We start from the raw sequence: 6301 nt of genomic DNA on the forward strand, positions 1-6301 counted from the left end.
ATCGAAGACGGAAGGCACCGGCCCCCGCTCGCTGCTGCGTCGTCCCACGGGGTCATGGTCGGCGCTCGATCCGGAGCGCGGAGCAGGGGCTTGCGACATGGAGGGGAGTCTTCCAGAGCCGGTCGACGGCACCCGGGACCGACCTCGGGGGTGAAGCATCGCGGGATGGGATCCGTGGTGACGCACGGTCGTCCGCGCTCGGCGGGCGCTCAGCCCCGCAGCGCGGCGGCCGAGGCGGCCAGTGCCTCCACTCGGGCCCAGTCCTTGGCGGCCAGCGCGTCCGCCGGCAGCATCCAGGTGCCGCCGACACAGCCCACGTTGGGGAGCGCCAGATAGGCGGGGGCGTTGGCGGGGGAGATCCCGCCGGTCGGGCAGAAACGCGCCTGGGGGAGCGGGCCGCCGATGGACCGGAGGTAGGCGGTGCCGCCCGCCGCCTCGGCGGGGAAGAACTTCATCTCGTCCACCCCCTGCTCCAGTAGGGCCACCACCTCCGACACCGTGGAGACTCCCGGCAGGAACGGCACACCGGAGGTCCGCAGCGCGTCCAGCAGCCGATCCGTCCAACCGGGGCTGACCAGGAATCGGGCACCGGCGTCGGTCGCGGCCTTGACGTTCTCGGCGGAGATCACCGTTCCGGCGCCGATGACCGCCTGCGGCACCTCGGCCGCGATCGCCCGGACGGCGTCCAGCGCGGCGGGTGTCCTGAGCGTCACCTCGATCGCGGGCAGTCCGCCGGCGACGAGGGCGCGTGCGAGCGGCACGGCGTCATGGGCGTCCTCGATGACGACGACAGGAATGACGGGTGCGAGATCAAGGACGGAGGTCATGCGCTCATCCTGCCCTGCACCTTCACTGTGCGCAACGCTCGTTGCGCATGGCGCAACGGGTCTCCCTGGTTCAGACGTTCAGTGGATCTCGGCGACCACGACATCGAGGGCCCAAGAGCGTCCCTTCGCTTCGGGAGCCGTGGCCTCGACCGTGTGCCCGAGCTCCCGCAGTACCTCCACCAGCTCCGCGGGCCCCTTCGGGCGGGCCCCGGACACCAGCAGGTCCCGCACGATCCGCCCCTTGGTCGCCTTGTTGAAGTGGCTCACCACCGAACGCTTCTCCACACCGTCGACGATCTGCGAGTGGAGCACCCGCACCGTCGCCGTCCGGGCCGCGAGCTCCCCCTTCGGCTTCCATGCCCCCGCATAGGCCGCCGAGCGCAGATCGAGTACCAGCCCTCGACCCGCAGCCTCCGGCATGACCGACTCCATCGGTCCGCGCCAGTGCGCGGCGAGTGAGCCGAGACCCGGCAGCTTCACCCCCATCGAGCAGCGGTACGACGGAATCCGGTCGCCGATCCGCACCGCCCCCCACAGTCCGGAGAACACCAGCAGGGACGCCCGCGCCCGACGTCTGGCATCCGGCTCCAACGACGCCAGACCGAGCGCGTCGTACAGCACCCCCGTATAGACATCGCCGGCCGGCCGGGTCCCCGCGGTCCGCAGCGCCACGTTCTTGGCCACCTCGCCCCGCAGGCCCTCGCTGAGCCCGAGCACCTGCTGCGCCTTGACCTCGTCGGCCGCGCACAACTCCACCAACTCGTCCAGGACCGCGGCCCTCGCATCGGCCAACCCCGGCAACGAGAGCGACTCGGGCTTCAGCGGAGCGCCGCGCCCGGAAGCGGCCTTCCCCTCCGACGGCGGCAACAGCACGAGCACGAACGTTCTCCTCACGGCGCATGGCGAACAGGGGCAGCAAGAGGGCGAAATCCCCCGCGCCAGCGTACGCGCAGCGCCGGGCACGTCCGCCCCGCCTCGCCCCTTCACCCACCTGCGCCGGGGTTCCTTCCCACCGGGGAATGCCCCCTGCCGAGGCCCCCCGCCTCCGGAGTGCCGACCGCCCCGCCCCGCCATACGCTCGATCCATGCCCCGCCGCCCCCTGCACACCACGGGCCCGCCGAACGCCCCGCTCCAGGTCGCGCTGCGTGAACTGCGCACGGAACTCGGGGTGCCCGACGACTTCCCACCAGCCGTACTCGCCGAGGCTCACACCGCCGCCGCGGCCCCTCGGCTGCCGCAGACCGACGCCACCGACATCCCCCTCTTCACCATCGACCCGCCCGGCTCCGCGGACCTCGACCAGGCGATGCACCTCGCCCGGCACGGCAACGGCTACCGGGTCCACTACGCCATCACGGACACGGCCGCCTTCATCACACCCGGGGGGCAACTGGACACCGAAGCCCAGCGCCGGGTCCAGACCCTCTACTTCCCCGACGGCTCGGTCCCCCTGCACCCACCTGCCCTCTCCCACGCCGCGGCCAGCCTCCTCCCGGGACAGACCGCCCCCGCACTGCTCTGGCGGATCGACCTCGATGCCGAAGGCCGCACCCGCAAGGCCGAAGTGCACCGGGCCCAGGTCCGCAGCCGGGCCCGAATCGACTACGCGACCGCCCAGCGCCAGATCGACGAAGGCACCGCACCCACGGCGCTCGCCCTGCTCCGGGACATCGGCCTGCTGCGGGAAGAGCTGGAGCGCGAACGCGGCGGGATCTCCCTCAACGTCCCCGAACAGCAGATCATCGGCGACGACGGCCACTACACCCTGGAGTACCGCGCGCCGCGCCCCGCCGACGGCTGGAACGCACAGATCTCCCTGCTGACCGGCATGGCCGCCGCCGACATCATGATCGAATCCGGTACGGGCATCCTGCGCACCCTCCCGACCGCCCCCGACGGTGCCGTCGCCCGGCTGCGCCGCTCCGCCACGGCCCTGCACATCGACTGGCCCCACCATGTCTCGTACGCGGACGTCATCCGCTCCCTCGACCCGCGCGACGCCCACCACGCCGCCTTCCTCCAGGACTGCACCGCACTCCTCCGCGGCGCCGGCTACACCGTCTTCACCGGCGGTCGGCTCCCCTCGCCCGCCATCCACGCGGCGGTCGCCCACGAGTACACCCACTGCACCGCGCCCCTGCGCCGACTGGTGGACCGGTACACGGGCGAACTCTGCATCGCCGCCTGCGCCGGGCAGGGTGTGCCGGAATGGGTGTTGGAGGCGCTGGCGGGTCTACCGGGTCGCATGGCGGAGGGCTCCCGGCGCGCCAACACGGTGGAACGCGAATGCGTCGACCTCGTCGAGGCCGCTCTGCTCAGCGGTCGGGTGGGCGAGGAGTTCGACGCGATCGTGGTCGACGTCAAGGAGAACGAGCCCACCGTCGGCACCGTCCACCTGGAGGACCCGGCCGTGGTCGGACGCATCGAGGCCGGCCGTGAACTCCCCCTCGGCGGATCGCTGCGGGTCCGCCTCACCCAGGCGTCCCCCGGCACGGCGAAGGCGCTGTTCGTCCCCGCCTGACCGGGTCACCGCCGGGCGCCGCACCCCTGCCGCGTGCCCGACCGCCCGGCAACGGCGGGTACGATGGCCAGCACGGCAGACGAGCCGGGCGGACGGCCGCGTGAAGATCCTTCGGGCTCTTCCCGAGGAACGTCCGGACTCCACACGGCAGGGTGGTGGCTAACGGCCACCCGGGGTGACCCGCGGGACAGTGCCACAGAAAACAAACCGCCGGGGACCGTATCCGTACGGGCCTCGGTAAGGGTGAAACGGTGGTGTAAGAGACCACCAGTGCCCAGGGTGACCTGGGCAGCTAGGTAAACCCCACCCGGAGCAAGGTCAAGAGGAGAGGCTGTAACAGGCCACTCTGCGCGGACGTTCGAGGGCTGCCCGCCCGAGTCCGCGGGTAGACCGCACGAGGCCGGTGGCAACACCGGCCCTAGATGGATGGCCGTCGCCCCGAAGACCGCGAGGTCCCGGGGCACAAAATCCGGCGTACAGCCCGACTCGTCTGCCCCTCAAGGCCCCTGACCAGGATCTTTCCGAGGATCCCGCACCTGTTGTGGTGGAGGCGTTGGTCCGCCCGACCTGGATGGATGTACCCGCCCCGCCGTCGGACGTAACGGGTGGGGAAGTCGGGCCAGGAGCCTCCAGATGCGCAGCGCTCTGATTGAGTCACTGTCCGGTAGCCGTTCGTGTCGAGTGGCGCCAGAAGGGTCGATGTGCTCAGGCCAATCCCTCTTGTGCGACCTGGGGCCGAAGCGGTGCGGAAACCGGCACCAGGGTCGGCGGAGAGGTGCATCACCTGGTGATTTGTGTGTCCCGTGGCGCTGCTTGTGGCGTGTGGTGTCCCTCTTTCGGACAGTGTCCGCCGTCATCCAGAAACGAACGAGGGTTTGAGCCATGTGGGTAGCCCACTCTTGCGGCCGGATTCACGCCATGCCAAGACTTTACTGATCCGCTTCGGGTACTCGTCGACGGCACTGGGATGCGGAGCAAGGCTCACACGGGGGAAGGACGGGCTCCGGATGTATGTCGTGATGCGCAGAGGGCTGCCGTCGTCGTTCCGGCGACGGCCGGCACCCGCTCGGCTGACGCACTGTCATCCGCCGTGTCCGACGAAGTTTCCCCCCGGCCGGCACTGTGACCGGACGGTTCCGGCTGAGAGCGGGCCGCTGCCGAGTGCGATGGGCCATCGACACAATCGTGTGCCCGACGTCCGCGATCTCGGCCGCAGACGGGTTGCGGTGCGGCCGGCGCGCCGTTGAGCGCGGAATCCCCGTTCACCATGCTGTTCTGTCGTCCGGAGCCCCGGCCGTTGGGATTCGGGGCGCCATCGTGTGCGCTCCCACTCGAGACCGTGGCCCTGCCCGCTGGCGTAGCGGGAGTGGTGCCCCACCAGGCGGTCCGCCCAGAGGCTGTCGGCACCGGATCACCTGCTGTCAGGAGGGTAACTTCATGAGTACTGCTCGTTCCTACCGTGGAATCGGAGATCGGGACAGGGAGACGAGTCATGTGGGCCTGCAACACGTCGGTACCGAGTATTGGCACCAGGGGCCCAACCCTCGCTGTCCCACAGAGGACACCTTGCACGGGCTGTTCGCCCGTCAGGCCGCTCTGACCCCCCACCATGCGGCGCTGACCCACGACACGTTGGGATCCTCCCTCTCCTACGCCGAGGTCGACAAACTCTCCGACCATGTCGCCGAGTTACTGCGCGAGCGCGGCATCGTCCCAGGTGAGCGGGTGTACTTATCGACGGAGGACCCCATGGAGGCTCTGCCAGGTCTGCTGGGTGTCCTCAAAGCGGGTGCGCATGTGTCAGTGGACCTCGCCGCCGCCCTCACGCGTCCCACTCCTCTGCGATCCCCGGCGGATGTCGGCGATCCCGAACAGGGACGTCCGTCGCCGCACGCGATCTCCGATGCTCTACGGGGTCGCGCATCGCGGGCGTACGACGGCATGGGGCGAGGCCAGTCGTATCGGCTCGATTCGGACGTGGTGGCGTGCGTACTGGAGGACGCTCGGAGCGTTGGGTCCGACAGGTGTGTCGAACTCACCCACCGATCGGTCGTCGGACAGGCGCGCGGAGCCTGGCAGGGCAACCGCGTCGGCTCGGGCGACACCCTCCTCTACGTCCCCTCCCGCCCGCTGACCGTGTCCGTCTGGGAACTCCTGTTGTGGACCCTGGAGGGGGTGAGGGTGGTCCTGATGAGCGGTGGGGCCACCGGCCCCGAGAACGTGGTCGACGCGGTGGGCAGGTACCGGGCGACCGCGGTGCATCTGTCCCCGCTCATGGTCCGGCAGGTCCTCGGGCTGGCCGGTCACGGAGCTGGTGACTCCACCCTCCGGTACGTCCTGTGCGAGTCGTACACCGGACGCCCTGAGTGGCTGGGGCCGCTCGAAGTCGCCATCGCGCCCGGGAAGTCCGGGGCGTGCGCTGAGGCGGTGGTGACGACGATCCCGGAGGCCAGGCGGGCGGAGCAGTTCCCGGACGGAGGTCAGGCGCGCCGGACCGAGCCGGTGGAGTCCTCTCCCGCAGAGGTGTTGGGGAGGATGTGCGGGTTGACCCATGCGGAGACCTCGGTCGCGAAGTTGGTGGCTGAAGGGCTCACCAACAAGGAGATCGCCATGCGACTGAACCTCTCGGTGCACACCGTGGGCACCCATGTGCGCAACAGTTTCACCAAGCTCGATGTGACCAATCGGGTGGCACTCGCCCGCAAGATCATCTTCTATGAGTGCGACCACCAGATGTGACTCCTTCCGTCGTGCCGTGAGTGCCGACGGGACGCGGGCCTTGGTTCCGGCTGGATGGACCGGAACCAAGGCCCGCGGGGTTCTACGGAGCCGGTGTCGGCTCTTCCTGCGCGGTTGCTTCTGTGGGTGAGGTGGTGGGGTGGTGGTGGATGGAGATGGTGATGACGAGGGCGGCGATGAGGCCGAGGGTGGTGGCGGTGAGGGTGATGCCGG

The 6301-nt window shown here is 70.1% G+C and carries 4 protein-coding genes and 1 other RNA gene; 3 read left to right on the forward strand and 2 right to left on the reverse strand.

What is annotated here, in order from left to right; genetic code table 11:
• Positions 1-209: 209 nt before the first annotated feature.
• Positions 210-827, reverse strand: a complete 618-nt coding sequence (gene eda, locus ACFXJL_RS11430; protein ID WP_384644439.1) for a bifunctional 4-hydroxy-2-oxoglutarate aldolase/2-dehydro-3-deoxy-phosphogluconate aldolase — start codon at positions 825-827, stop codon at positions 210-212.
• A gap of 78 nt (positions 828-905) precedes the next feature.
• A complete protein-coding gene (yaaA, locus tag ACFXJL_RS11435; RefSeq protein WP_384691322.1) occupies positions 906-1706 on the reverse strand; it encodes a peroxide stress protein YaaA in 801 nt (266 codons plus the stop codon).
• A gap of 206 nt (positions 1707-1912) precedes the next feature.
• Between yaaA and ACFXJL_RS11440 the strand changes: the two genes are divergently transcribed.
• From ACFXJL_RS11440 to ACFXJL_RS11450, 3 genes are all read left to right on the forward strand, one after another.
• Positions 1913-3349 (forward strand): RNB domain-containing ribonuclease, encoded by a 1437-nt coding sequence (locus ACFXJL_RS11440; RefSeq protein ID WP_384691325.1) that lies wholly within the window; start codon positions 1913-1915, stop codon positions 3347-3349.
• An 80-nt stretch (positions 3350-3429) separates the two neighbouring features.
• Positions 3430-3842, forward strand: an RNA gene (gene rnpB, locus ACFXJL_RS11445) — RNase P RNA component class A.
• A gap of 944 nt (positions 3843-4786) precedes the next feature.
• The gene (locus ACFXJL_RS11450; RefSeq protein WP_384691328.1) at positions 4787-6088 is read left to right on the forward strand and encodes an AMP-binding protein; all 1302 of its coding nucleotides are present in this window, start codon (positions 4787-4789) and stop codon (positions 6086-6088) included.
• The last annotated feature ends 213 nt before the right edge of the window (positions 6089-6301 follow it).

Source organism: Streptomyces sp. NPDC059256 (assembly GCF_042753785.1).
Taxonomy (GTDB): domain Bacteria; phylum Actinomycetota; class Actinomycetes; order Streptomycetales; family Streptomycetaceae; genus Streptomyces.